23 protein-coding genes, 1 tRNA gene and 1 pseudogene are annotated in these 25438 nt (G+C 71.7%); 10 read left to right on the top strand and 15 right to left on the bottom strand.

Going from position 1 to position 25438, the window contains the following annotated elements:
- The first annotated feature begins 284 nt into the window (after positions 1–284).
- The 4 genes and pseudogenes from HUT16_RS17760 (at position 285) to HUT16_RS17745 (ending at position 6288) form a co-directional block, all read left to right on the top strand.
- A complete protein-coding gene (locus HUT16_RS17760; protein ID WP_176189140.1) occupies positions 285–2534 on the top strand; it encodes a (Fe-S)-binding protein in 2250 nt (749 codons plus the stop codon).
- Between the two features lie 456 nt (positions 2535–2990).
- Positions 2991–4064: pseudogene (locus HUT16_RS17755) on the top strand (sugar phosphate nucleotidyltransferase); the annotation flags it as partial.
- Positions 4065–4256: 192 nt separating this feature from the next.
- The gene (locus HUT16_RS17750; protein WP_176189138.1) at positions 4257–5237 is read left to right on the top strand and encodes a Yip1 family protein; all 981 of its coding nucleotides are present in this window, start codon (positions 4257–4259) and stop codon (positions 5235–5237) included.
- Positions 5238–5394: 157 nt separating this feature from the next.
- Complete coding sequence (locus HUT16_RS17745) at positions 5395–6288, top strand: metal-dependent hydrolase (RefSeq protein WP_176189137.1); 894 nt, start codon at positions 5395–5397, stop codon at positions 6286–6288.
- A gap of 113 nt (positions 6289–6401) precedes the next feature.
- Here HUT16_RS17745 and dcd read toward each other — a convergent pair whose 3' ends face one another.
- Together dcd and HUT16_RS17735 are read right to left on the bottom strand one after the other, a co-directional pair.
- Entirely contained in the window at positions 6402–6977 is a 576-nt protein-coding gene (gene dcd / locus HUT16_RS17740; RefSeq protein ID WP_176189136.1) for a dCTP deaminase, read from the bottom strand.
- 71 nt (positions 6978–7048) lie between these two features.
- Positions 7049–7270, bottom strand: coding sequence for a hypothetical protein (locus HUT16_RS17735; protein WP_033214317.1), 222 nt, complete (start codon positions 7268–7270; stop codon positions 7049–7051).
- Positions 7271–7427: 157 nt separating this feature from the next.
- Here HUT16_RS17735 and HUT16_RS17730 point away from each other — a divergent pair.
- A tRNA-Gly gene (locus HUT16_RS17730) sits at positions 7428–7501 on the top strand.
- Between the two features lie 497 nt (positions 7502–7998).
- Here HUT16_RS17730 and HUT16_RS17725 read toward each other — a convergent pair.
- Entirely contained in the window at positions 7999–8193 is a 195-nt protein-coding gene (locus HUT16_RS17725) for a hypothetical protein (protein WP_176189135.1), read from the bottom strand.
- Between the two features lie 91 nt (positions 8194–8284).
- On the opposite strand from HUT16_RS17725, the gene HUT16_RS17720 reads away from it, so the two are divergent.
- Positions 8285–8527 carry a hypothetical protein gene (locus HUT16_RS17720; RefSeq protein WP_176189134.1) on the top strand — a complete coding sequence of 81 codons (243 nt, stop codon included), beginning with the start codon at positions 8285–8287 and terminating at the stop codon, positions 8525–8527.
- Positions 8528–8705: 178 nt separating this feature from the next.
- Here the strand turns inward: HUT16_RS17720 and HUT16_RS17715 are convergent, their stop codons facing one another.
- Both HUT16_RS17715 and HUT16_RS17710 read right to left on the bottom strand, forming a co-directional pair.
- A complete protein-coding gene (locus HUT16_RS17715; protein ID WP_254897850.1) occupies positions 8706–9344 on the bottom strand; it encodes a hypothetical protein in 639 nt (212 codons plus the stop codon).
- Positions 9341–9898 (bottom strand): sigma factor-like helix-turn-helix DNA-binding protein, encoded by a 558-nt coding sequence (locus tag HUT16_RS17710; RefSeq protein WP_176189133.1) that lies wholly within the window; start codon positions 9896–9898, stop codon positions 9341–9343. The genes HUT16_RS17715 and HUT16_RS17710 overlap by 4 nt, the downstream gene beginning before the upstream one ends.
- 423 nt (positions 9899–10321) lie before the next feature.
- Here HUT16_RS17710 and HUT16_RS17705 point away from each other — a divergent pair, with 423 nt between their 5' ends.
- Positions 10322–11137 (top strand): SAM-dependent methyltransferase, encoded by an 816-nt coding sequence (locus HUT16_RS17705; protein ID WP_176189132.1) that lies wholly within the window; start codon positions 10322–10324, stop codon positions 11135–11137.
- Positions 11138–11336: 199 nt separating this feature from the next.
- On the opposite strand, the gene HUT16_RS17700 is transcribed toward HUT16_RS17705, so the two are convergent.
- Together HUT16_RS17700 and HUT16_RS17695 are read right to left on the bottom strand one after the other, a co-directional pair.
- The gene (locus HUT16_RS17700; RefSeq protein ID WP_176189131.1) at positions 11337–11639 is read right to left on the bottom strand and encodes a hypothetical protein; all 303 of its coding nucleotides are present in this window, start codon (positions 11637–11639) and stop codon (positions 11337–11339) included.
- Between the two features lie 57 nt (positions 11640–11696).
- Positions 11697–12227: a hypothetical protein gene (locus HUT16_RS17695; RefSeq protein WP_176189130.1), complete on the bottom strand. Its 531-nt coding sequence runs from the start codon at positions 12225–12227 to the stop codon at positions 11697–11699.
- Positions 12228–12636: 409 nt separating this feature from the next.
- Here HUT16_RS17695 and HUT16_RS17690 point away from each other — a divergent pair, with 409 nt between their 5' ends.
- Together HUT16_RS17690 and HUT16_RS17685 are read left to right on the top strand one after the other, a co-directional pair.
- Positions 12637–13641, top strand: a complete 1005-nt coding sequence (locus HUT16_RS17690) for a PIN domain-containing protein (protein WP_176189129.1) — start codon at positions 12637–12639, stop codon at positions 13639–13641.
- Positions 13642–13876: 235 nt separating this feature from the next.
- Positions 13877–14338, top strand: a complete 462-nt coding sequence (locus tag HUT16_RS17685) for a hypothetical protein (protein WP_176189128.1) — start codon at positions 13877–13879, stop codon at positions 14336–14338.
- 192 nt (positions 14339–14530) lie between these two features.
- Here HUT16_RS17685 and HUT16_RS17680 read toward each other — a convergent pair whose 3' ends face one another.
- From HUT16_RS17680 to HUT16_RS17660, 5 genes are all read right to left on the bottom strand, one after another.
- Positions 14531–16333 (bottom strand): hypothetical protein, encoded by a 1803-nt coding sequence (locus HUT16_RS17680; RefSeq protein WP_176189127.1) that lies wholly within the window; start codon positions 16331–16333, stop codon positions 14531–14533.
- Positions 16330–17502 carry an AAA family ATPase gene (locus tag HUT16_RS17675; RefSeq protein ID WP_176192725.1) on the bottom strand — a complete coding sequence of 391 codons (1173 nt, stop codon included), beginning with the start codon at positions 17500–17502 and terminating at the stop codon, positions 16330–16332. Before HUT16_RS17675 ends, HUT16_RS17680 begins: the two co-directional genes overlap by 4 nt.
- 105 nt (positions 17503–17607) lie before the next feature.
- A complete protein-coding gene (locus HUT16_RS17670) occupies positions 17608–18543 on the bottom strand; it encodes a hypothetical protein (protein ID WP_176189126.1) in 936 nt (311 codons plus the stop codon).
- 36 nt (positions 18544–18579) lie between these two features.
- Positions 18580–20004: a tyrosine-type recombinase/integrase gene (locus HUT16_RS39250; RefSeq protein ID WP_368662742.1), complete on the bottom strand. Its 1425-nt coding sequence runs from the start codon at positions 20002–20004 to the stop codon at positions 18580–18582.
- A gap of 191 nt (positions 20005–20195) precedes the next feature.
- A complete protein-coding gene (locus tag HUT16_RS17660) occupies positions 20196–20411 on the bottom strand; it encodes an excisionase family DNA-binding protein (RefSeq protein WP_176192724.1) in 216 nt (71 codons plus the stop codon).
- Positions 20412–20640: 229 nt separating this feature from the next.
- On the opposite strand from HUT16_RS17660, the gene HUT16_RS17655 reads away from it, so the two are divergent.
- Positions 20641–21534 carry a DUF5655 domain-containing protein gene (locus HUT16_RS17655; protein WP_176189125.1) on the top strand — a complete coding sequence of 298 codons (894 nt, stop codon included), beginning with the start codon at positions 20641–20643 and terminating at the stop codon, positions 21532–21534.
- 52 nt (positions 21535–21586) lie between these two features.
- On the opposite strand, the gene HUT16_RS17650 is transcribed toward HUT16_RS17655, so the two are convergent.
- From HUT16_RS17650 to HUT16_RS17640, 3 genes are all read right to left on the bottom strand, one after another.
- On the bottom strand, positions 21587–22087 hold the full coding sequence (locus HUT16_RS17650) for a hypothetical protein (RefSeq protein WP_176189124.1): 501 nt from the start codon (positions 22085–22087) through the stop codon (positions 21587–21589).
- Between the two features lie 323 nt (positions 22088–22410).
- Positions 22411–23193: a DUF317 domain-containing protein gene (locus HUT16_RS17645; protein ID WP_176189123.1), complete on the bottom strand. Its 783-nt coding sequence runs from the start codon at positions 23191–23193 to the stop codon at positions 22411–22413.
- Between the two features lie 75 nt (positions 23194–23268).
- Entirely contained in the window at positions 23269–25221 is a 1953-nt protein-coding gene (locus tag HUT16_RS17640) for a DUF317 domain-containing protein (protein WP_176189122.1), read from the bottom strand.
- Between the last annotated feature and the right edge of the window lie 217 nt (positions 25222–25438).

Here is a 25438-nt window from a genome sequence, read left to right as displayed (position 1 = left end):
GAAGTTGAGCAGTACGGACTCAAGGATGCACGACCGGTCCGGCGGCGTCAACAGCTTTGAGCCGGTGTCGCTCAACTTTACTGAGCGCTTATGTCGCGAGGGGTGCGGCGGCTGCGCCGGACGGGTGAGTCGGGGCTTAGTGACTGCCGCCATACCTTGAACATCTTCTGGTGGAGTGTTAACGAGCGGTAATGTCCGGCGGGTCAGCCCTCCAAGTTACCGACCAGTACACTCTCTGGAGGACTGGGCACCACTGGGAACAAGCCGCTGGAGACGGAGAGCCGATGCAGCTAGCAGCGATCGTCATCTCGCTGGTCACCTTCGTGATCGGCACCGCGCTCGCCGCCCGGGCGGCGCTGTACATCTACAAGGTGGTGCGCACCGGCTCCGCCGACACCACCCGCTTCGGGCAGCCCGCGCAGCGGGCCGCCACCGTGGTCAAGGAGTTCCTCGGCCACACCCGGATGAACCGCTGGGGCGTCGTCGGCGTCGCCCACTGGTTCGTCGCCGTCGGCTTCTTCTCCCTGGTGCTCACCCTGGTGAACGCCTTCGGGCAGCTCTTCGACGCCGAGTTCGTCCTCCCGGTGATCGGCCACTGGCTGCCGTGGAACGTCTTCGTCGAACTGATCGGCACCCTCACCACCCTGGGCATCCTCGTCCTGATGGCGGTCCGCCTGCTCAGCCTGCCCTCCCGGGCCGGCCGCAAGTCCCGGTTCGCCGGCTCGATCGCCTGGCAGGCCTTCTACGTCGAGTACACGATCCTCGGCATCGGCCTGTGCATCATGATGCTCCGCGGCCTGGAGGGCGCCCTGGAGGGCGTCGACTCCTACGACCCGGCCTACCTGGTCTCGTACCCGATCGCCGCCGCCTTCCACGGCACCGCGCACGGCACCCTGGTCAACCTGGTCTACCTGTTCGCGATGCTGAAGATCTGCATCTCCTTCGCCTGGGCGATCACCATCGGCGTCAACCCCTCGATGGGCGTCGCCTGGCACCGCTTCCTGGCGTTCTTCAACATCTACTTCAAGCGCGAGGACGACGGCGGCACCGCGCTCGGCGCGCTGCGCCCGATGACCAGCGGCGGCGCCCCGATCGACTTCGAGGACCCGGCGGACGACGCCGTGTTCGGCGTCTCCCAGGTCGAGCACTTCTCCTGGAAGGGCATCCTCGACTTCTCCACCTGCACCGAGTGCGGCCGCTGCCAGTCGCAGTGCCCGGCCTGGAACACCGGCAAGCCGCTGTCGCCCAAGCTGCTGATCATGAGCCTGCGCGAGCACGCCTTCGCCAAGGCCCCGTACCTGCTGGCCGGCGGCGGCAAGTCCGTGGAGGGCGAGGAGCGGGCGACGGCCGAGCAGCTGGCCGGCGTCCCTGCCGCCGCCCTGGCCGAGGCCGAGCGCCCGCTGATCGGCACCGCCGAGGCCGGCCCCAACGGTGAATTGGGCGGCGTCATCGACCCGGACGTGCTGTGGTCCTGCACCACCTGCGGCGCCTGCGTCGAGCAGTGCCCGGTCGACATCGAGCACATCGACCACATCGTCGACATGCGCCGCTACCAGGTGATGATCGAGAGCAGCTTCCCGACCGAGGCCGGGACGATGCTCAAGAACCTGGAGAACAAGGGCAACCCGTGGGGCCTGGCCACCAAGGCGCGCCTGGACTGGGTCAAGGAGCTGAAGAAGGAGACCGGCATCGAGGTGCCGGTGATCGGCGAGGACATCGACCCCGCCGAGGTCGAGTACCTCTACTGGGTCGGCTGCGCCGGCGCCCTGGAGGACCGGGCCAAGAAGACCACCAAGGCCTTCGCCGAACTGCTGCACACCGCGGGCGTGAAGTTCGCGATCCTCGGCAAGGAGGAGACCTGCACCGGTGACTCCCCGCGCCGCCTGGGCAACGAGTTCCTGTTCCAGATGCTGGGCGCGCAGAACGTCGAGACCCTGAACGCCGCGCTGGAGGCTGCGTCTGAAGGAGTGATGGGCCCCACCAAGCGGATCGTCGCCACCTGCCCGCACTGCTTCAACACCATCGCCAACGAGTACCCGCAGCTCGGCGGCCACTTCGAGGTCATCCACCACACCCAGCTGCTCCAGCACCTGATCGACGAGGGCAAGCTGCTGCCGGTCAACCCGGTGGAGGGCCTGATCACCTACCACGACCCGTGCTACCTCGGCCGGCACAACAAGGTCTACACCCCGCCGCGCGAGATCATCGGCAAGGTGCCCGGCCTGCGCAACGAGGAGATGCACCGTCACAAGGAGCGCGGCTTCTGCTGCGGCGCCGGCGGCGCCCGGATGTGGATGGAGGAGCGGATCGGCAAGCGGATCAACACCGAGCGGGTCGACGAGGCGCTGTCGCTGAACCCCGACATCGTCTCCACCGCCTGCCCGTTCTGCCTGGTGATGCTCTCCGACTCGGTCAACGGCAAGAAGAACGAGGGCGCGGCAAAGGAGCACCTGAAGGTGGTCGACGTGGCCCAGCTGCTGCTGGAGTCGGTCAAGGCCGTCCCGACCGCCGAGGCCGAGCCGGTCGACGCCTGACGCCCGCTCACCCCGCCCGTCACCCCCGGACCCCGGACGCTCGCAGCGGCGCCGGGGTCCGGCCCGTTCGGGGACGCAGGGGCCGGGCGCGGGCGGGGCGTGGGCGGGGTGCGGGCCGGGCACGGGCCGGGCACGGGCCGGGCGCGGGTCCGCCGGGGCGGCTCAGGGGCGGCCCAGGGGTGGCTCCGGGCGGGACTCCGGGGCCCGGGCCCCCGGGCGGCAGCCACTGCGGAGCGTTCCCGGCGGGCCGTCGCGGCCGGATGTGCCGATTCGTACACCGGATCGACCTGGCCGGTGGCGCTCGGACGCTGTTCGGGCAAATAGAGTATGCGGCGGAGCCAGGGAGAGTACTGGCTCCGTCGAGGGGCGTGCCGCGCCGCCTCGACCAGTTCACCGAGCGAGCACACCGGACCCTGTCGTGCCGGGCCGCCGGAATTCGACCACGGGAGACATCACATGACCCAGGCGATCATGCTGGTCGGCGGAAAGGGCACCCGACTCCGCCCGCTGACCACCCACACGCCGAAGCCGATGCTGCCCGTGGCGGGCGTCCCCTTCATCGCCCACCAGCTGGCCCGCGCCGCCGCGGCCGGCGTCACCCGCGTCGTGCTCGCCACCTCGTACCTCGCCGACGTGTTCGTCGACCACTTCCAGGACGGCAGCCCCTACGGCATCGAGCTGGTCTACCTCACCGAGGAGGAACCGCTGGGCACCGGCGGCGCGATCCGCAACGCCGCCTCCGGCCTGACCTGCGGCCCGGACGAGCCGGTGCTGGTCTTCAACGGCGACATCCTCTCCGGCCTGGACATCGCCGCCCTGCGCGACGGGCACCGCGACTCCGGGGCCGACGTCACCCTGCACCTCACCCGGGTGGCCGACCCGCGCGCCTTCGGTCTCGTCCCGACCGACCGGGACGGCCGGGTGCTCGCCTTCCTGGAGAAGCCCGAGACGCCCGAGCAGATCGTCACCGACCAGATCAACGCGGGCTGCTACGTCTTCACCCGTTCGGTCATCGACCGCATCCCGGCCGGCCGCGAGGTCTCGGTCGAGCGCGAGACCTTCCCCGAGCTGCTCGCCACCGGCGCGCTGCTGCGCGGCGTCGTCGACACCTCGTACTGGCTGGACCTGGGCACCCCCGGCGCGTTCGTCCGCGGCTCGGCCGACCTGGTGCTCGGCAAGGTCGACTCCCCGGCCGTCCCCGGCCCCACCGGCGAGGCGCTGCTGCTGCCCGGCTCGGCCGTCGACCCGGCCGCCGTGCTGAGCTCCGGCACCGTCGTCTCCAAGGGCGCGCAGATCGCCGCCGGCGCCATCGTCGAGGGCAGCGTCGTGCTGCCGGGCGCCCGCATCCAGGCCGGTGCGTACATCAAGGACTCCATCGTCGGCGCCTACGCCGAGATCGGTGAGCGCTGCTCGCTGGACGGCGTGGTGATCGGCGACGGCGCCGTCCTGGAGGCCGAGAACGAGCTCCCCAACGGCCTGCGGATCGCCTGCGGCACCCGCCTCCCGGTCGGCGCCGTGCGCCTGTCCGCGGGCCCCGGCGGCTGCGAGGCCGGCCTGAGCAACGCCGCCGCGGTGCACGCGCCCGGCGCCCGCGTCAAGGGCTGACCCCACCGCGCACCCCCTTCGGCGGGGCCGGACCGCAGCGTCACAGGACGGCTGCAATCCGGCCCCGCCGCCATGATCACCCGACGGCGGGTCAGCCCTTGCGGGTACCGTCGAAGCGTGGCTGGCAATCGACACGACGACGGACGGGGCGCCGACCCCCGGCACGGCTGGTCGGCACCCCGACCGGGCGTCCCCCAGGGCGACCCGTACCAGGGCGTGCCCACCGGCGCCCCCGAGTACTTCACCGCCCCGCACCCCGCCCACCCCGGCCCGTCCGGGCCCGGCGACCAGCCCGGCCACACCAGGGCCTTCGCCCTCGGCGAGCAGCCCTACGGCGAGCCGTACCCGTACGGCGGCCAGGACGGCCACGGCTACGGGCAGGACGGCTACGGGCACGACGGCTACGGCCAGGGCGGCCAGGGCGGGTACGACGGCTACGACGGCTACGAGCAGGGCGGTCACGACGGCTACGGCCGCGGCGGCTACGAGCAGGGTCCGGCGGACAACGTCGCCGTCTACCGGGCCGGCGGGCAGGCCGCGCCGCACACCGGCGGGCCCCGGCTGCCCTGGCGGCAGCTGCTGGTCGGGATCTACCGCAGCCCCGGCGCCACCTTCGACCGGATGCGCGACCACCAGGTGTGGCTGCCCGCGCTGTGCGTGTCGCTGCTGTACGGCGTGCTCGCGGTGTTCGCCATCGACTCCACCTACGACCAGGTGGTGCACTCCACCTTCGCGGTCGCGCTGTGGGCGCTCGGCGGCGCCGCGCTCGGCTTCACGCTGGCGGGCGGGGTGCTCTCCGCGGTGACGTACGCGCTGGCCCGGCAGTTCGGCGGCGACGGCCCCTGGCAGTCCACGGTCGGCCTGGCCGCGCTGATCAGCTGGACCACCGACGCCCCGCGGCTGCTGCTCGCGCTCTTCCTGCCGGTCGGCAACCCCGTCGTGCAGGCGGTCGGCTGGGCGACCTGGGTCGGCTGCGCGGTGCTGCTGACCGTCATGGTGCGCCGGATCCACGACCTGCCCTGGGGCAAGGCGGCCGGCGCGGCCGCGGTGCAGCTGCTGGCGCTGCTGGTGCTGATCAAGCTGCCCACCCTGGGCTGACGCCACCCGCGGGCCCGTCCCGCGGCGCGTCCCGGGGGCGGTGCCGGGGGCGGTGCCGGGGGCGGTGCCGGGGACGGGGTCGGGGACGGTCCGTCCGGGTTTGTAGGGTGGGTCGTCCGGCCCGCCCTCACCCTCACACCCCGCCCGGAGCCCGCGCATGAGCCTGCCCACCACCCACGTCAGCTTCCCGGCCGGGGCGGTGACCGGCGAGTCCCCGGTCCTCGTCGTGCACGCCCTCCCCGACGGCCGCACCGCCGTGGTCACCGAGGCCACCCCGTTCCACCCCGTCGACCACACCTGGCCCGACCAGCCCGCCGACCACGGCACCCTCACCGTCGACGGCACCGCCCACCCCGTCGTCGACTGCCTCACCGGCGCGGCCGGTCCGGCCGGCGAGTTCGCGGTCGGCGCCGACATCCCGGTCCGGCGCGGCGAGGAGGACTGGGCCTGGCTGGTGCTGCACGTGCTGCCCGCCGGCGCGCTCGGCCCCGACGCGGTCGGACGCACCGCGCACCTCGCCGTCGACGCCGACCGCCGCGCCCGGCTCTCCGCCGCGCACACCGGCTGCCACCTGCTGGCCCTCGCGCTGAACGCCGCGCTCGCCCCGCGCTGGCGCAAGGACCCGGGCCGCGCCGACGCCCTCGGCCACCCCGACTTCGACAGCCTCGCCATGGACGGCTCGGTGATGGACACCGCCGCCAGCACCGACACCTACCGGATCGGCAAGTCCCTGAAGAAGAAGGGCTTCACCGCCGACGCCACCGACACCCTGCCGGCCCTGGCCGACGCCCTCCCCGCCCTCACCGCGGACGTCAACGCCCGCCTGGCCGCCTGGGTCGCCGCCGACGCCCCGGTCCGGATCGACACCCCCGGCCCCGGGCTCACCGCCCGCCGCCGCTGGCACACCGACCTCCCCGAGGGCCCCGCCGACATCGCCTGCGGCGGCACCCACCTCCACCACCTCGGCGAACTCACCGCCCTGCGCACCGAACTGGCGCTCTCCGCGGACGGCACCGAACTCACCGCCGTCACCACCCCCGTCCGCGCCTGAGCCGCCTGCGCCCGACCTCTCGCGCCCGACCTCTCGCGTCCGGTCCTCTCGTGGACGCGGCGGAGGCCGGCCCCGTGCCCGGGACCGGCCCCCGTCGCCGCACTCCGTCGGGATCAGACCTGGGTGCGGTGGAAGTTCAGGTAGGAGCGGGACGGCGTCGGGCCGCGCTGCCCCTGGTACCGCGAGCCGTAGCGCTCCGAGCCGTACGGGTGCTCGGACGGCGAGGAGAGCCGGAACAGGCACAGCTGCCCGATCTTCATGCCCGGGTACAGCTTGATCGGCAGCGTCGCGACGTTCGACAGCTCCAGCGTCACGTGCCCGCTGAATCCCGGGTCGATGAAGCCCGCCGTCGAGTGCGTCAGCAGCCCGAGCCGGCCCAGGCTCGACTTGCCCTCCAGCCGGGAGGCCACGTCGTCGGGCAGCGTGATCACCTCGTAGGTGGACGCCAGCACGAACTCGCCGGGGTGCAGGATGAACGCCTCGTCCCCCTCCGGCTCGACCAGCCGGGTCAGGTCCGGCTGCTCCTCGGAGGGGTCGATGTGCGGATAGCGGTGGTTCTCGAAAACCCGGAAGAACCGGTCCAGGCGGACGTCGATGCTCGACGGCTGGACCATCGACGGCTCGAACGGGTCGATCACGACCCGCCCCTTGTCGATCTCGGCACGGATGTCGTTGTCGGAGAGCAGCACGCCCCGAGCGTACGTGCCACGGGGCGGACGCCCCAAAAGCGCCCGCCCCGTGGACTGCTCCGGCCGGGCCGCTACGCCAGCGACTCCACCGCCACCAGCCGCAGACCGCGCGCCAGTTCGTCCGCCGACAGCTCCGAAACGTCCGCCGGCACCGAACTCCGCAACCGCCCGCACCTGGGGCACCGCAACAACCGCCCCGGCCCCAACCGCCCCGCCTGCAAGTGCTGCATCGGGAACGCCGCCGTACTGAACACGTGCCCCTCGGCACAACGAACCACGGTGCGCTGCTCCATCGGTCCCCTTCCCACACTTCCGCCGACAGCGTCACATTAGGGGATCTACCGGACACCGCCCACCCAGGCTCGCCGCCACCGGAAACCCTGCGCTCACCACCCCGCACCATGGGGTACAGTGGTCCTTGATCGGGCCGTCACTGACGGTTCGTCAGCTGCGGGTGTAGTTTAATGGTAGAACATGAGCTTCCCAAGCTTAGAGCGCGAGTTCGATTCTCGTCACCCGCTCCACGGTAAAGCCCCAGGTCAGCGGCCTGGGGCTTGCTCGTTGTCTAGACCAATTTCGAGCTCTTGCGCGACTAGCGCGCAGAAAAATGTACCTCCAGGGATGACGGACCGTCAGATTTTGGGGTACTCGGAATTTTGTTCGATGGTCGTCTTGAATGGCGAGACGCATTTTCTGTGATCTGGGTCACGGGATTTTTCGGGCACATGTGATCTGCGCCACGTGCCGTGCGGGCGGGTGTTTCTGATGAAACGCCAGGTCAGGAAGGTGATTCCGACTCTTTCCGATCCTCCGTGCCTTAACCATTATTGTCCCCTGGTGACCGCCGGAGGCCTCCGCAAGGAAGTGACGATCCGTCAGATCAGGGGTGGAAACGGCTGCGCGACTAGCGCGCGACTATGTACCTCCACAGCACGCTCAACCGCTTCGAAGCCCAACTCGGTCATGGTCGGGCGAGGCCCCGACCGGACCCGGTGAGGGCGGCTGAGAAGGTGACGCCCTGTTACTGGCGGTTGTTCTTCCGGTCGAGGCAGGCGGCCGCGTCCACGCGGATGTCGTCGTCGAGTTCGGGGTTGTCGGCGAGGGCGGTCAGCCGCTCCACGCCCGCCTCCCGGTAGCCGTCTACCTCGGCCAAGGCGGCAGCCGCGTCCACGCGGGCGTGGTCGTCGAGTTCGGGGTTGTCGGCGAAAGCGGCCAAGCGACTCGCGCCGGCCTCAAGGATTTCATCAACTCCTGGGCTCAGGCCGGGCCTTCCCGAATCAGTCCCACCGACCGCAGGAGAGAACCTGATGGATCTTCACCCGTTCGCCCTCGCCACCGTCCCGCTCGTGTTCGTCCGTCTCGTCCGCCGACCGCGCGACGCCCGTGCCCTCGCCGGTGCCCTGCGCGACCTGCTCACCCTGTGGCTGGTCCTGCGCGGCACCGACCCGGCCGAGCGCGGGCCGCTGCTGCGCGCCCACCGCTCCTGGCGGCTGCCGGACAGCACGGTGCCTGCGGTCCGGCGCGGGCGCCGGAGTCCTGGCGGCCGATGAAGAGGGCGGCGCTCCGGAACTGCTGCACCCTCAGGCCCCGGTGATGCGGGGAGGCCGGGGCAGCATGACAGGCGGCCCCGGCGGGGCAGGTGAGGTGTGAAGCCCTACCCGCCTCGCCGAGGCCGTGGCTGCGGCGGATCCGGTGCCCGTGCCGGGCGGACCGCCGCTGTCGTCTGCCCTACCTGGCCAGGTCGCGGACGAGGGTGCTGCTGACCTGGGGCAGTTCTCCGTACTCGGGGTCGTCGCTGTCGACGGGGAGTTGGTGGATCACGGCGGCGAGGCGGGGCGGGAGCTTCACGTCGAGGCCCTCGTGGCACAGGGTGAGGATCTCGGCGAGGACTCCGGCCGGGAGCAGGGAGCTCTGGAAGTCCAGGGCGCGCTGCGGAGTGCGGGGTTCGGCATCCAGGGCGTCGGCCTGGTGGCGCCAGACTTCGGCGTCGCCGAGTTCGCCGAGGCTGCGGTGGAGCAGGCTCAGGCAGGATGCGGCGGTATAGGAGCCGCCGCCGGCCGCGAACTGCCACCAGAACTGGGCGCCGTCGCGGTGGCCCGCGACGTACAGCAGCGCGCCCAGCACGAGGGCGCCCTCGGGGTGGATGCGGTCGTTGTTGACGAGCAGGTCCAAGGACGCGGCGGCGGTCGGCATCCCGAGGACCAGGGTGGTGGCGAGGCCGAGTTCGTGGGTGGCCTGGGCGTGCTCGGTGGAGAACGGACGCGGGGCGACCAGGAACCTGTTCCAGGCGTCGTCGTCCGCCTCGGTCGGGTTCCGGGGAACTTGGACTTCCCTCGGGTTGGGCTGCACGCCGCGGCCGGTGCTCATTGGCGCTCTCCCCGCGTGCCGCCGAGCGCCACGGCCAGGCGGTCGAGGGCCTGGGAGGCGGTGGAGCGGACGTTCACCTCGCCCGTCCCGAGGTAGTCGGCGATCTGGGCGTCCGGCAGGTCGAGCAGGTAGCGCAGCACGATCACATCGCGGCGCCGTTCCGGCAGCCTTCGCAGCGCGGCGTACAGCTGCTGGTGGCTGCCCTCGGTCATGAGGTCCTGTGCCCGCTCGGCGGCGGACTTCACGGCGTAGACCCAGCTCGGGACGGACTCCCGGGTGGGCAGCGGACGGCCGGTCAGGAGCATCTCGGCCAAGGCCGCGCCGATCTCCTCCTTGAGGATCGTCCAGGCGTGGAAGGCGGGGATCTGCTCACGCAGGATGCGCGGCCACTCCTGCCACACGCGCTTCCGCACGGCCGACAGCGCCTTGGCAGCGGCCTCTTCGTCACGCAGCTGTGCCCTGGCGAACCCGGCCCACGCCTTGGTGCGCGACTCGCAGAACGCGTCGAACGTCAGGCGGCTCCGGTCTCCTACCGCCCAGTCGCTCTCGTTCACGTTCCATTCCTCCCCGGCGGCGCCTGTTCGGTCGCCACCCCAGCGGGCCGCCGGCACCGGGAGCCCCGGGGCCGGTCGGCGGTCACAGCGGGAACTGGCGTCCCGCATAAGAACATTAAGTCGCAATAAGGGCCCAGATGTTAAATCGCTGCACAGAATTTCAGGGCCGGAAATAAGTGCTGATAAATGAAAAGCCTACTTTTCTCGGATGGCGACCGAGAATGATCAACTGGCGACCGGGGCTGACCGGGTCGCCAGGTGCTTCTCGGGGACGTGCTGCGCGGCTCTTGATTGCCTGTTCACAGGTATGGGCATAGTGGGGTGGGGGTCGCGCCAGGGTTCGCCACCGTTCGCCACGGCGGCGTAGGTTGCGGTTCGACCTGCCCGGTGTACGGCGAACTAGCGGACTTTCTGGGGGAGTTCATGGCAGACGCAAGCGCTCAGGCCGATGACGTCGAGGTCAAGCTTGACATCCACCGCCCGCACTCGGCGCGCATGTACGACTTCTACCTGGGCGGCACCACCAACTTCCCCGCAGATCGCGAGGCGGCTGGGCAGGCCCTCGCGGTGTTCCCCTTCGCGCGTTCCGCCGCCCGTGCCAACCGGGCCTTCATGCGCCGCTCGACGCGGATACTGGCCCGTTCCGGTATCCGGCAGTTCTTGGACGTCGGTACCGGCATCCCGACGTCGCCGAACTTGCACGAGGTCGCGCAGCAGGTCGCGCCGGACGCTGCTGTCGTCTACGCCGACAACGACCCGATCGTCCTGCTGCACGCCAAGGCGCTGTTGCACGGCACCGAGCAGGGTGTCACCTCCTATGTCCAGGCGGATGTCCGGGATCCCGCCTTTCTGTTGGAAGCCGCCGCTCGTACCCTCGACTTCAGCCGCCCGATCGCGCTGTCGATGAACGCACTGCTGCACTTCGTCCCCGATGAGGCGCGCCAGATCGCCGAGGGCTTCAAGGCCGAGTTGCCCAGCGGCTCCGCGCTGGTGATCAGCCACCTCACCCAGGACTTCGCGCCGGAGGAGACCGCCCGCGTCATCCAGGTCTACACCGCGGCCGGAACGCCCGTCGTGGCCCGCACCCGTGCCGAGTTCGCCGAGTTCTTCACCGGCTGGGACCTCCTGGAGCCGGGAGTCGCGGCAACGCCCCGCTGGAACCCGGAGTCCGACACCGACATCGAGCCCGTTACCGACATCGAAGCCTCCTGCTACGGAGCGGTCGCCATCCGCCCCTGAACCCTCACGACGAGTCTGCCACCTGCGGGGCCCCGTTGTTCAAGCCCCGGAGGACTGGTTCGGACGAATGCGCCGAGGGGCGTCCGGCTGCTGGTGTGTGCTGGAGAAGGCGCAGCGTCGGCGGTGCCGATGACGTGGTCAACGCTCCGGGGCTGGTGTGGGAACGGCCCCCTGCAGCAGCCCCGGAGCGTTCATGGACTCAGCCGTGCCGGGTACCAGGGCCGCGCCGGGCCGGCCGCCGCCGCATCGGACGGCGGGACTTCTCCACCTTGCGGGCGGTCGGGCCACGCCGAGAAGTGGGGCGCTGCCGCCGCTGGTAGATGCGGTGGAGTTGGTCGTGCCTACCGGTCCGGGAGCTGGCCTGGCGCAGTGAACCGGGGCTCGAACGGTGCTGCTGTCGGTGGTGGAGCAGGAACTGCAGCCAGATGTCGAGGCCGCCCACGAGCATGAGGGCGACCAGCTTGACGAGGGTCTCCTCGCCGAGCGACTTGAAGAAGGACACCAGAGGTTCCGATCAGGAAGAAGGGTCTCCGCTTGTGGTCGGAGGGGGTGGTCCTGATCAGGCGGCCAGGGCCAGCTGCTGCCCGAGATGCCGGGCAGCACTGGCCGAGGGCGGCCGGGGAACCAGCGGCGTCGTCAGTCTCGTCACCCCGCAGGCCATCGTCAGTGGCTCCGTCTCCCATCCACAGACCGGCAGGGGAGACGCAATCGCAATCTTGACAATGACACTGGGAAGCAAGAGCCAACTTGCAGAAGCAAGTTGCCGCGCGGTGAGGGACTGAGCGTGCCCCCATCGCCACTTTTCGAGCAGCACGACCACCTGGCCCGTCGGGATGACCGGTACGAAATCGACGGGCTCGCTGGTCGGCCGGCGGGTGTGGGAAGCGGGCAGGAGATAGGCATCCATGACGGCGGACGAGCCGCCGCGGAGGTCATTTCCCTGCTGGAGCATCTCCTGGAGCCAGTGTTCCAGGGCGTATGAAGCTATACAGATCTTGATGGCGCCGGTAGCGATACCGATCTCTGCGGCACCGTCCGCACCGTGAGACCTGGCGTGCGGGCTTGACCGGAGGATCTTGGCCTGCTTCACGACGCGATCGTCGATCAGTGCCAGGTGCCGCCTCAGGTTCGTCGACCGGAGATGCCGTAGCCGTGCCCGGCTGGCGGATGCCGGTAGAGCGGCCAGAGCCATGGAGCTGGACAGGTCGGACTCGACCTTGGGCAGCTCAATGGGTCTCATATATCCGAATCTAGTGTCGCCAGGGCGGTGGCACGGGAGAGGCCGAGATCTTCACCCGATCGGGTGATGCCCGTTGGTGCGCGGGGTGGCCAGCGCGGGATCGGACTCCACCAGCCTGACCGCCAGATGGATGGTGCCGTCCAGCGAGAACTCCCGGCTGAGGACCGAGCGGACTTCGGACGTATCGGGGATTTCAAGCAGTGTCCACTCTCTCCGAAATCCCCTGCCTACTGATCAACTCCCGCACTACGATGCGCAGATGAACGATCTGGTGCCACCCGGTCGGCGCACCCTGTACCGGCGCGACTCGCTGCGCCGCGCCCTGCTGGACACCTCCGTGTTGACCACGGACATCATCGCGGCGACCAGGCGCAAGGCGCCGTCCTCGTTCGTCGCCGGAGCCCGGGCAGGGACGGTGCGGTGCCTGATCCCGGAGCACGTGTGGAAGGAGGTACCGCGGGTGCTCGCCGACCGGCACCGCGAAGGGGGCCGGTTCGACCTGGAGCGGGCGCTGCAGCTGTGGAACTCCCGGTACGCGCCCGTCCTGTACGTCGTCAAGGCCGACGGCCTGCCGATGACCCCGCACGCCCAGGTCCTCGCCACCCGCGACGCCTCCGACGTGCCGATGCTGCAGCTCGCCGCCGTGATCGCCCCGGTGGTGCTCATCGGCACCGACGCGGACCTGCTCGCCAGCGGACTCGCCGCCGGCGACTGGATCGCCCTGCGCAAGGCTTTGGGAGACGTAGGCGTGACCGAAGGCGACATGGCCGACCTGGAGAACAAGATCGAGTCAGCGATGGTTCTCGCAGTGCGTGTGGGCATCGAGGTCACCATGGCGCCCAAGCGGCTGGCCGCGACGGCGCTGACCGGCGCGGCGGCGGCCGGAGCCCTGTACTGGTGGCGCAAGACCCACCCCCGGCCGGCCGAGCGCTCCCAGCGGCAGCCGGTGCTGCCCATGCTGCTGAGCCGCTTCTCGACCAAGGTGGCCGGGCTGGCGGAGCGGCACACCCGCGGGGAGGACCTGTGGCAGCAGGCCGAGCTGGGCACCCCCGGCGACACGGTGCTGCACCAGGTCGCCCGGACCCTGGTCGGCTCCCGGAGACCGATGACCCGCACCGCGATCGTCGAGCGCCTGGGCGAAGTTGTGCCCGGCACCGGACACACCGCGCGGATGGCCTCGGTCCTGGACGTGCTCACCGCGCACGAGATGTTCGTGGAGGTCGACCGCGGGCACTGGCAGGTCGGACGGCTCGGTCGCCCCTGATCCTGCTGCCTGTTCAGAGCGTCAAGGACCGACCGATACGACCCACGGGTTCGGCAACCTTGGCGAACTGGCCAGCATCCGCAAAGCCCTTCCTGAAGTGCAGTTTTACCCTTCACCAGGTCGGGCGCCTGCCCTGGGGAGGAAGTTGTCTTCGCCCCCAGGACCAGATCCAATTGGCCGAGCCGCGCCGCACCTTGCAGCATCATCTGCGGCAGGGCGCAGATACGATCCGGCAGTGACCCCAGCTGAGCTGCGCAGTTTGCTGATCAACCACCTTCCGTCCATGCCCGGAATCGAGGCGGCCGTTCCCTGGCCTGGCCGTCCGTATGGGCTTGCCGTTACCGCCGCTGGAGCGGGCACCGTCTACTGGACGATCACCGGGGCGTCGAACACCGCGCCCAGCGCCGAGCCCGGCGAGCGCCTGGCCGAGCAGCCGGCCCCCGATCTGCCTGGTGGGAAGGCGGCGACGGCGGAGATCGAGCAGGCCCTACTGACTGCCGCGAAGGCCGGTGACACCGAGGAGCACTTCGTGCGTGCCAAGCGCTACAGCACCGAGCCCACCCCGCCGGCCGTCGGCTACGGGGTGACGATCGACGCGGTGGACGGCTGGCGACTTTTCCTGGCGTGCATCGGCACCGCCCGGCGCGGCGAAGAGTTGCACCAGCAGCGCTACTTCCATCCCGATGCCACCGTCTGAGAGTGACCAGCTGGGTGAGGTTCGCTGACCCGACCGAACCCCGCACCCAGGGTGATCGACAGGGTCTCCAGCCTGTGCCGTACCGCCTCGTGCGGTGCTGGCGCCCCGACTGCGGATCATGGCGACCATAGTGGAGACCTTGACGACCCGGGCCGAGCCCGGGACACCTCAGGGCAGTCGCGTACCAGCCCGTCAGCGTGTTCTGCGGATGGCGTCGGTGGCGGCCTGGGCGATGGCGGCGGGGGCGCTGGAGGGTCGTGGCAGGTGGAGCAGGGTGGTTCCGGGTAGGTGCCGGGATCCGGCGGTGAGGGTGAGTTGGAGTACGGCGCAGCCGGCGGAGGTGAGGCGTTTGATGCGGGTGACGGCCGGGGCTGTTTCGTCGGGGTCGTAGTGGGCGTCGGTGACGATCACCAGGAGGCGGCCGGTGCCGGGGCGGCTGAGGTCGAGGCCGTGGTCGAGTGCGTCGATGGCGGCGTGGAGGTTGTGGGCGCCGCCGTTGGCGTTGAATGTCGTCACGCGCTCCGGTGCCCGGTGGGTGGGGCGGGTCAGGGCGGTCAGGTTCTGGTCGTAGGCGATGGTGGCGGTGCGGGAGTCGGGGTCGGTCAGGGTTGCTGCGCGGGCCACGATCCAGGCGGCGGAGGCGACGGGCGCGCAGGCGGCGCGCATGGAGCCGGAGACGTCGACCGCGATCCCCACCCGCAGCGGCGGGGTGGGGGAGTGGCGGCGGCGGGTTTGGGTGAACGGCTCTGCGGTGGGCACCGCGCCGGCGGCGCGTTGGGCGTCGCGGGCGAGGGCGGCGCGCATGTTGAGGCGGCCGGGCGGGGTGGGGCTGGTGGTCCGCTCCTCGGTTCGCTCGCGGTAGGCCGCGGCTCGCAGTGCGCGGCTCAGGCGGGCGGCGGCGCTCTGCTCGGCGGTGGTGGGCCTGCGGGTGCCGGTGATCGGGTTGCTGCTCGGCCTCGGTGCGCCGCGGGGGCTGACGGTGGTGCCGTTGGGGGTGAAGACCGACTTGGCGGTGGAGGCGGCCCGGCGTCGCTGGGCGGCCTGCTGGGTGCGGTTCTTGGCCTGGGCGCTGGACCGCTTGGCCATGGCGTTGTTCGCGGCGGCTTGTGCCGCGAGGTCGGCGGCGTCGTTGGCGTCCATGCGGTCCATGACGACGCCCACGGCTTTGGAGAGCAGGTCGGCGAGGTTCTCCGGCACGGGCCGGGTGGGGGCGGCGCTGTCCAGGGCGGCGCACCAGTCCTGGGCGTGCGCGAGCATGGTGGCGGCGTCGTGGTCGGCGCACTGGTGGGCGGCGGTCCATATGCCGGTGAGGGTGGCCAGCAGGTCGGCGCCCAGGACCTTCTTGCACAGGTTGGCCATGGCCTGGGTCTCGCCGGCGTCCAGGATGCCGGCGTCCCGGCGGCCGAGGATGAGGGCTGCGGTGCCGGCGGCGTGCGCGATGCCCTGGAGGGTGGGGTTGGCGATATCGGGCGCGACCAGGGTTCGGGCGCTGGTGCGCAGGTACGTGCGGTCGGTGGGACGCCTGACCAGGTGGGCGCCCTCGGCGCGGCTCTCCTCCAGCAGGAGCGCGGCCTCGATGACACGGGGATCTTCCGCGTCGGCCTGCTCCGTCCACCGGGTGTGGACGGCGTGGGCGGCCTCGTGAACGAACACGCCCCAGGCGGCGGGGTAGCGGTCCTCGTCGCCCACGATCCGCGGGTGGACCTCGTGGGGCTGGAGGGGGTCGAACAGGGCGGAGTCGAACTCGATCTCCCCCAGCCAGGGGGAGAACGCGGCCGGTGCGCCGCTGCGGGTGCCCGGCCGGCAGGTGACGAGCAGATCCTGACGGCCGGACAGGGCGACCAGCCGGTCGCCGAGTTCGGCTCCCACCCGCAGCCACGCGGCCGGGGAAGCAGAGGGTCGCCGGGGCAGGGCGCCGTCGTCGTCCCAGCGCGCGAGGTCGGCGTCATCGCCAGCTGTGGTGGTGGAGGGCTGGATGTGGTGATGGGTGCTCATCGCTGGCGGCTCCGGGGTGCGGGTGCGGAGCTGACCGGCGGACGCTGAGCGGCGGCGGTGGCGGAGAGCTGCTGGCCGAGGGTGAGGGGGGAGAGCTGCTTGATGCCGGTGGCCTTGGTGACGGCGTCGGCGACGGCGTCGCGGTCCTCGAGGGGCGCGATGCCGACCAGGTTCGCGAGCGCGGCCTTGGTGCCGAGGACGGCCTCCGTCTTCTGGTAGCTGATCAGCTCCCGCAACTGGGGAGCCCAGCCCAGTTCGCCGACCTCGACCTGGCGGGCCAGGCTCCGGGCGGCTCGGACCACTCGGGCGTCGATCCGCAGGGCCAGCGCGAGGTCGTAGTCCGTCGAGACCTGGACCTGCACGGCGAACCGGGACGCCAGCGCGTCCGTCAGGACCGCGCCGTGGACGCCGGGGTTGTGGCCGGCCAGCACGAAGAAGCCTTGCTTGGCCTGGATGGTCTCGCCCTTGTGGGCCTTGACCTGGATCTGGCGGCGCCCGTCCATCGCCGGGTAGAGCGCGGCCAGCACTTTGGGTGAGATCAGGGACGCATCGTCGATCAGCAGGGCGCGGCCCTCGGTCATCGCGGTGACCAGCGGGCCGTACTGGAAGACGTAGCCTCCGCCGTCGGCCTGCGTGTACTCGCCGATCAGGTCGCCGACCGTGGTGTCGCCGTCGCCGGCGACGGTGATCAGGTCGGGGAAGGCCGCCTCCACCAGCGAGGTCTTGCCGGTGCCCGGGGGGCCGTAGAGCAGCACCGGCACGTCCGCGGCGCGCAGGCGGGCCAGCACCTCGACGTCGGGCAGGTCGGCCAGCTCTCGGGGGTGGTAGAGCTGGCCGCCCGGGCGGCGGATCGGGCCGCCAGGCTTGGGTGCGGGTGCGGGTGCGGGTGCGGGTGCGGGTGCGGGTGCGGGTGCGGGTGCGGTCGTACGGGCCTTGGCCGCGGCGGCGCGGGGGGAATGGGTGCCCGGCGGGCTGATCACCGGGTTCTGCCCGGCAGCGGCGGTCAGCGGGTTCGCGCGGTACTGCTTCCCGCCGACCCGGTCGGCCTCACCGCGTTTCACCAGGGTCTCGACCGCCTGCACGACGGCCCCGCTGGAGTGGCCGAGCGCCTTGGATATCTGCCCGGTGGTGAGCGCGTCCGCCGACCGGTCGGCCAGCAGGCGGGCGATTTTGGCCCGCAGCTCGCCGGGCCTGGCGGGGTCTGGTTTGACGGGCGGTGCAGGTGTGGTCAAAGCGAGAAGCCTCCAACGGGTGTGCGTGCGGGCGGAGTTCGGTTAGGCGGGTCGGGATCTGGGCCGGCTGACCGCTGTGTGGTCGGAAGTGCTGGACGGGAGGTCGGGGCGGGGCGGCTGGAGAGGCGCGGCTGCTGTCCCGAGGCGGCGGAGCGGCGAGCGCGGGTGCTGGCCCTGCGCTTTGGCAGCTGCCGCGCGGTCGGTGCCGGGTTCGGTACGGGATGCCGCGGGCGGCGGTTCGCGGTGCTCTTCGAAGCGCTGCCCGGCCTGCTCCCACCAGGACTTCGCCAGCTCGCCGTCCTCTGATACCGCTTGGCACTGGAGGCGGTGGCTGGGCATGTCGCCGGTGAGAGGTGCGAGGGCGTGGGGAACGGCGGCGGTGACCAAGTCGGTGTGGGCGTGCTCGCCGAGGACGATCACGTCGGCATCGTCCAGGCCCAGGTACAGGGCCTGGTTGCGGATGGTGTCGGCGCGCACCGACTTCTCGTCGCCCACCTGGATCTCGTTGTACATGAGCCAGAAGTCCAGGTCCACGAGCCCGTGCAGGTCGTTGACGATGTAGATCAGGCCCCGTTCGGCGGTCAGCGCGTCGGCGGCTGTGCGCAGGGAGCGGTGGTGGCCACTGTAGAACTCGCCGGCCCGCAGCGCGTTGGGCCGACCGGCCTCATTGGTCCCGGGGTCGGTCCTCTCGGCGCCGCCCGAGATCACCACGATCCTGCGGCGCGGGGTGTCCACCCCGTGCTGCCGGGCGTAGGCCCGCCCGGCAGCTGTGAGGTGGATGTCCGGCGGGCCGAACAGCTCCTCGTACCGGTAGGTGCGGCCCCCCGTGGTGCGGGGGCGCATGTAGGCGAGTCCTTCGCGCATCAGGACTTGGTGTGTGCGGGCGTTGAAGCGGTTGGGGACCTGGTGGTTGGGGTCGCCGGCTGCCGCGATGACGGCGTCGTGGGGCTTGGGGGAGAGCTTGGACGGGTCCGGCAAGCGGTTTCTCCAGATGGGTTGGCAGGTAGGGCGGGGTCAGGCGCGGCGTCGGATGGGGTGGACCGTCGCCATCGGGCCGGAGGTACCGTGCGGCGGTCCGGGGCGTGGAGGCTGGGGCTGCTGCGTGCCCATGTCGTGCCGGACGCGGGACTCCATCTTGGCGGCGAGTTCGCGCTGGCGGCGCTCGGTCGAGTGCTGGTAGATCATCGCGGCGCGCACCGAGGAGTGGCCCATGCGGACCATGAGGTCCTTCAAACTGGCACCTTCCTCGGCCAGCAGGTTGTTGCCGGTGCCGCGCAGGTCGTAGAACGTGAAGTTCTCGGGCAGCGGCTCGACCTGCTCGACGGGTTCCTCCTCTTCGACGAGTTCGGCCAAGCCTTGCTCGTCGAAGCCCTTGAGGATCTCCCCGACCGGGACGTCGGTGGCCGGGAGAGCGGAGAGGTCACGCCGCTCCTTCTGCTCGACGGGTTCCTCCTCTTCGACGAGTTCGGCCAAGCCTTGCTCGTCGAAGCCCTTGAGGATCTCCCCGACCGGGACGTCGGTGGCCGGGAGAGCGGAGAGGTCACGCCGCTCCTTCTGCTCGACGGGTTCCTCCTCTTCGACGAGTTCGGCCAAGCCTTGCTCGTCGAAGCCCTTGAGGATCTCCCCGACCGGGACGTCGGCGGCCGGGAGAGCGGAGAGGTCACGCCGCTCCTTGCGGGTGAACTCGTGCGGTTTGAAGGGATTCTGAGCCGATCGGCCGACCTTGGCGCGGGCCTTGCGGAACTTGCGGCCGAACGTCGACCCGCGCAGGCGCCCACCGCGTTCACCGACGAACAGGTACCCCTCAAGGCCCTCCTCGGCGAACCAGGCCATGTGCTGGCGCAGGGGGGTATCGAGGAACGGGGGCAGGTGCACTCTGCGTTTGCCGGCCCTCGACTTGGTCTCGCCGGTGACCCGCTGACCGCTGTTCAGCTCCGGGGCGGCCTCCGTGATCCGCAGGATGCGCTTGTCCACGTCCACGTCGCGGCGGCGCAGGGCGGCGAGTTCCTCGGGGCGCAGGGAGGCGAACGCGCCGAGGAAGACCATCAGCCGCCAACGCGGGCCCATGTACTCGGCGAGTTCGAAGACCTGGGCGACGGTGGCCACCGGCCGCTCGTCCGGGTGCTCCTCGCCCGCGCCCTTGATCTGGCAGGGGTTGCGGGGGATCGCCTCGTCGTCGGCGGCGGTCTGCATGATCGCCTTCAGCAGGCGGTAGGACTTGGCGACCGTGGTGGCGCCGGTGGTGGCCTTCTTCTTGGCGTGCCAGGTGCGCACCGCGGCGGGCGTGATCTCGTTGAGCGGGAGTTCGGCGAAGGTCGGCAGGATGTGCAACCGCAGCAGGCGCTGGTACAGCTCCACGGTGAGCGGGAACAGGCCGCGTTCGGCGACCCACTGCGCGGAGAAGTCCTTGAAGAGGACCTTCCCGGCGGTGGGGTCGATCCACGTGCCCTTGTGGATCTCGGCCTCGGTGACGGTGAGCCAGACCTCGGCGTCGGTCTTGGACTCGAAGGTGTGGGGGGCGTTGTGGGTGGTGCCGGCCGGATCACGGTAGCTGGCTCCCCACCGCCCGGACTTGTGCTGACGGATGTTGCCGAATCTGCGGCGGGTGGGTTCGGTCTTCTTGCGCGGGCTCAGGCGGCACCGCCCCCGTGCCGGTCGCGCCGGCTGCGGACGGCGGCGACGGTACCGGCGGCGATGTAGGAGTCGAGGGTGCTCTGGGCGATGCGGACGTGGGTCCCCATCTTGACGAAGGCGATCCGCCGCTCGGCGATCAGGCGACGGACGAACCGCTCGCCGGTGCCGAGGCGTTCGGCGACGCGGGCAACGGTGAGGTACTGCTCGGGCATGGGGAGGTGGCGCCTTTCTGCGGGACGCCCCAGGCGGGCGTCGTGGGTGGGGATCGCCCGGCAGCGCGAGGTCGAAAGAGGCCGGCCCGGTGACAGGGCGGTTCTCTATTCCCTCCGGGACGAAGTGAGACATCGGCAACAACGCCTGGTATATGCCGATTTGGGCATGTAGTGTGGCCGGTCCATCCGCCGGAGCGGCCCGGCGGGGGAGGAACGAGGGGGGACCGACATGGTGCTGCGGGTATTCCGCCGGGACGGCGACTCGGCGACGGAGCTGGTCGGCACGGCCGTTCTGCTGGAGCGGGACCTCCAGGCGTACGTCGAGCGGAACATGGCGACGTTGCTGGGCGTCCGCTTCCTCGACACGGAGGTTCGGACCGGTCCGCTGCACGGCGGCCGGATCGACTCGCTCGGCCTGGACGAGGACGGCAGCCCCGTGATCGTCGAGTACAAGCGGACCCGGGATCACAACGTCATCAACCAGGCGCTGTTCTACCTGGCGTGGCTGCGCGACCACCGAGACGCCTTCGAGGCGCTGGTGGTGCGCCGGCTCGGCCAGGAGGCGGCCGCCGAGGTCGATTGGAGCAACCCGCGGATCATCTGCATCGCCGCCGACTACTCCCGCTACGACGTGCACGCGATCGGGGAGATGAACCGGCGCATCGACCTGGTCCGCTACCGCGCCTTCGGCGAGGAGCTGCTGACGCTGGAGCTGGTGGCCTCGGTCGCCGGGAGCGCGGCCCGCAGCGGCAGCGGCGCCCTGGCCGTGGCACGGCCCACGGCCGAGCAGCGCCTCGCCGGCGCCGCGCGGGTCGTGCGGGCGCTGTACGACGACCTCGACGGCCGGCTGCTCGACTACGGCGACGTGCACAGCGTCCAGCTCAAGCAGTACGTCGCCTACCGCCGGGGGCCGAACTTCGCCTCGGTGAAGGTCCAGGTGAGCTCGCTGCTGGTCTACCTGCGCCTGGACCCGGCCGCCGTCGACCTGGAGGAGGGCTTCACCCGCGACGTGCACGGGATTGGCCACCACGGCACCGGCGACCTGGAGGTGCGGATCGCCTCACCGGCGGCCCTGGTGAGGGCGGCGCCGCTGCTGCGGGCGGCCTACGAGGCGGTGGCCTAGCCGCCGCGGCGTTTGCGTCTGCCCAAGGGGAGCCAGAACACGGGGCCGGCGGTCAGCGGCTGCGGGGCCGGGGCGGGGCGGAGGGGCCGGCGATGGGTGCGTCGGTGCGGGCGGTCGCGTTGCTGCGCGGGGCCGCCGGCTCGGCGGCCAGCGAGGCGAGTCGGGCGTGGGCGCCGGGGAAGACCGCGGCCCGGATGCGCTCGCGGGTGTCGGTGCCGCGCATGCGGACGGCGTGAGCCAGGTCGGGCTGGACGGCGGTGGTGTAGTGCCCGCGCTGGAGCCGCTCCACGGCCACGGCCACGGCGTCGAGTCCTTCGCCCGGTTGGGAGGGGGCGAGGTAGAGGTCGAGGCCGGGACGGTAGCGCCAGCCGGCTTGGCTGAGGACCGCACCGGGGTGGATGGGCAGGCCCTCGGCGACCATGGCGACGATGGCCCCGTCCGGGTGCTGGGCGAAGGCGACGTCCGCTTGCCCGCGCGGCGGCAAGGTGGTGCCGGGGACGTCGAACGGCGGCTCGGTGTCGACGCGGTGGCCCATCGTGCGCAGGGCCCGCACGGCTGTCCGGGTCCGTTCCTCGCCGCCGCGCTCGGGATCGGAGAGGCGGAAGAAACCGGGGATCTCGCCCGGCAGGAAGCCGACGGCGGACAGGAGCGCGTCGGCCAGGGGCCCGGTCCACCGCCCGCCGTACGAGGCGTAGACGTCGGGGCGTTGGTGGTGGCGGAAGATCGTGACGTCGATGGTGCGGTTGTCGCCGATCGGGGCGTCGTCGTGGATGGGGTCGGGATTCAGCGGTCCTCGGCTCGGGTCGGGGGCACTGGGGCGGCGGGGTCGGCGGAGCGCCGGTCCGCTCGGAGCGGGCGGTGACGGCTACCGCGGGTTCAGCGGGCGGGGCGGCCCATTGGAGGGGATGCCGCTTCGGCGGGCGCCGCGCCGTCGGCCGCCGCGGCGGCGGCGAGGATCGGCTTCGTGGTGCGGGAGGCGGCTGCGGCCACCCGTTGGGCGATGGTGGTGGCGGGCGGCGTGATGCGGGAGGCGGGTTGTTCGGGTGCTGGCGGATCGAGCCGAGCCAGGGTGGAGAGCAGCCGCTTGTCCATCCGGCGCGCGTCCCGGGTGACCGGGTCTGGTGAGGTCAGGGTGCGGGCGAGCGCGTCGGTGATGACGGTGGGCGCGCCGGCGCTCACCTTGGCCTGCCAGTAGGGCGGCTGCCCGCTCCGACCGCGGGGGCCGGCCTCGACGTGGATGTGGGGATCGCCCAGGTCGAGCGGGTCGCCGGGCGGATCGACGCGCACCCGCACCCGGGCGAGGAGGTCGGGCGACTCCACGACGAGGGCGCCGTCGCGGTAGACGCTGCGCCAGCCCGCACCGCTCAGGATGCCCAGCAGGGAGCGGCAGTCGGTGGGCGTCCGGAGGGCAGGGTGCTCCTCACCGGAGCGGGCGGCCGTGTCGCGGTCAGTGGGGCCGAGCGGTTCGCGGACGGCGGTGATGCGCCACCAGTCGTCGGGGTCGGCCAGGGCTTCGCCGAGCCAGAACCGGCGGTCGGGGCTCCACGCCAGGTACGAGCTGAACGGCAGGTGCTTGTCGATCTTCCAGGCCCATTCACCGGTGACCCATTCGAAGGGATGGAAGTCGGGGGCGGGGCCGGCCAGGTAGGCGGGGTGCACGTCGATGATGGCGGGCTGGGTGTCGGGGATGGGGCGGGTCCGTTCATGGGCGGGTGGACGGGGCGGTGTAGTGGGTCAGCGCTGGCGGCCCCGATGCGGGAGGTGGTGCTGCTCGGGTGCACCGGCGGCGTCGGCCCGGACCGTGTCGGCGTCCACGGAGCGGTGCCGGGCGGCCGTGGCGCGGTCGACGCTCGCCGTCGGGCGCGGCTTCAAGGGGGTGATGGTCAGGTCCACCATGTGCGCGGCGGGGACCTGGCGGGCGAGCCGGGCGACCGGCTCGGTGCGGGTGAGGGCGGTGGCGAGCGCGGTGCGCAGTGGCCGGGGCACCAGGTCGGTCATCTCGATGGTCCATCCCGTCCGCACGTCCGGGCTGACGTCGCCCCCGGTGATCAGCCAGCCCGGAGCGCCGCTCTGGGCGCGCGGGAGGTTGCTGGTGTGGTCGACCATGGCGGTTCCGCCGTCGGGCGAGGTCCACATGGTGTGGCCGTCCACGCTGTCCTGGCCCCAGCCGGCCTCGGCCAGGGGCTCCAGGCCGCCGGACGGCGTGGAGTGGTGCAGGTCGGCCGGTGCGGTGGCGTAGGTGGTGGCGAGCGCCTGGTGGACGGCGGTGGTCATCTCCGCGGGGGTCTGCCGGTCGGCGCAGAACTCCCACAGCGGCTGACGGGTCGACGGGTCGGTGTAGGCCGTGCGCCACACGCTGCCGTTGGCGTAGGTCGTCTCGGTGGTGCTGATCCGGCCGCAGGGGCTGACGTACGTGGTGGACCGGGTGTCGGCGAGCGTCCATCCGGCGGCCAGCAGCGGGGCCGCGGGGGCGGTGGCTGCGAGGTGGCCGCGTCCGGCGAGGTGCGGGGGCGCTGCTTCGACCAGCGGTGCGGAGCGGGGGGAGCCGGGGGCGAACAGCTCGCCGGCCTTGTCGCCGAGGGCGGTGAAGCGGCGGCAGATCTCGTCGGAGGCGCTCTGCCAGAGGTGGTCGGGGAGATCGTGCCACCGCGTGCCCTCGACGGCGCGGCTGGCGATGTGGTCGCCGATGCCTTCCAGGATCCCCGACGGGTCGTCGACGGTGGCGATCATCTCGGCGGCGATCAGGCTCGCCGCGCTCCACAGGTCCTCGTTGCCGAAGCGCAGTTCGCCCAGCGGCAGCGCGGGCACGGCCCCGCGGGTCTGCTCCTTCCACACCTGCTGGTGCGGTCGGTCGGTCAGGCCGAGCAGCTGGTGGCTGTAGCGGGCGGAGTCCATGACGAGGTCGAGGGTGAGCATCGCGGCCAGGTGCTGCTGCTCGCCGGGGAGTTCACCCCACGTGGTGCGCCCCTGGCGGCTGGCGAGGGGGAAGTCGGCGAGGCATTCCACGGCCTCCTCCACGGTCAGGTAGCCGTCGGCGCTGGTCAGCAGGCTGGTCAGCGCCTGGGCGGCGGCGCGGGTGAGGTCCTCGTCGGTGTGGGCAGGAGGAAGGGGGGTGAGGCCTGTCTCGGTGATCGTGTATCCGGCGTGGGCGAGGAGGCGCTCGTCCATCCGTTCCGGGTCGCGGCGCAGCGGGGCCGGGTCGGTCAGCGCGCGGGCGAAGGCGCTGGTGACCTGGTCGGGGGTGTTCGTGGTGAACCGGGCCTGCCAGTAGGGATCGTGCTGGTCGGGGCCGACCGTGACGGTCAGCGCGCAGCCGGCTCCGAGGTCGAGCGGGTCGGCGGCGCGGCGCAGAAAGGCGTGGGCGAGGTAGTCCGGCGACACGGCGTGCCGCACGCCGTGGGGTTCGCTGAGGCCGCGCCATCCGGTGGCGATGAGGCTGTCGAGGAACGCGTCGCCGTCGAAGGCGTCCTGCCCGCCGGGGCGCCTGTTGTGCTCCGGCAGGAGGGGCAGGGTGTGGGCGGTGGCGGTGACGAGTTCTTCCGGGGTCTGCGCGGAGAACGCGGCCGTCCACAGCGGCGGGGCGGTGGCTTCGGGGGCGGCCGAGATGCGCCATCGGGTGTCGGGGTCGAGCCGGTTCGAGGTCAGGCGCAGTCGCTGGTCGGGGCTGGTGACGGAGGTCTGCTCCATGGGCCGGTCGTAGGTCTGCTGCCAGGCGGGTTCCAGGAGCAGCCGGTTGATGGGCAGGCTGCGGTTCTCGGCTCCCGCGAGGTAGCGGGGCAGGACGGGGAGGGTGCCCGGGACGGGTTCGGTGGTGATCGGGGACGGTCCCTTCAGGGGGTTGCGGGTGGGGCGGTCGGGGGTCGCCCCGGCGGCGGGCAGGGTGCTGTGGGCGGTGGCTCCTGCG

It is taken from the genome of Kitasatospora sp. NA04385, from assembly GCF_013364235.1.
In the GTDB taxonomy this organism is placed as follows: Bacteria; Actinomycetota; Actinomycetes; order Streptomycetales; family Streptomycetaceae; genus Kitasatospora.
This window is presented reverse-complemented; position numbering and strand designations above follow the sequence as displayed.